The sequence below is a fragment of the Kocuria sp. HMSC066H03 genome (assembly GCF_001812045.1).
In the GTDB taxonomy this organism is placed as follows: Bacteria; Actinomycetota; Actinomycetes; order Actinomycetales; family Micrococcaceae; genus Kocuria; species Kocuria rhizophila.
In genome coordinates, this window is record NZ_KV807509.1 from 418,883 (window position 1) to 419,243 (window position 361).

Genomic DNA, 361 nt, shown 5'->3' on the forward strand with positions numbered 1-361 from the left:
TCGATCACCGACACCCTGGTCCGGCTGCACAGCATCCCCGCCAGCACGTGCCCGTACGGCAGAACGCTGGACGAGATGATCACGCTGGCCCGCGCGACCGTCGTCGAGAACCGGGTCCACCCCGAGTTCCGGCCCCAGCACCTCATCGAGACCCCGCCCGCGGTGATCCTCGAAAGCTTGGAACGCGACCTCCCTTCCCGCCAGGAACAAGAGGACGCCGACAGGGTAGTCTGCCACGGAGACTTCTGCCTCCCCAACATCCTTATTGACCCTGATACCTCGCTCGTGGCCGGGCTCATCGACCTCGGCCGACTCGGACAGGCAGATCCCTACGCCGACATCGCGCTCCTGCTGGCGAACG

The 361-nt window shown here is 66.2% G+C and carries 1 protein-coding gene; it reads left to right on the plus strand.

All coding sequences use genetic code 11. The annotated features are described in order from the left end of the window. Window positions 1-66 precede the first annotated feature (66 nt). The coding region (locus tag HMPREF2833_RS10680) for a phosphotransferase (RefSeq protein WP_246829146.1) at window positions 67-361 on the plus strand (295 nt) is incomplete at its 3' end.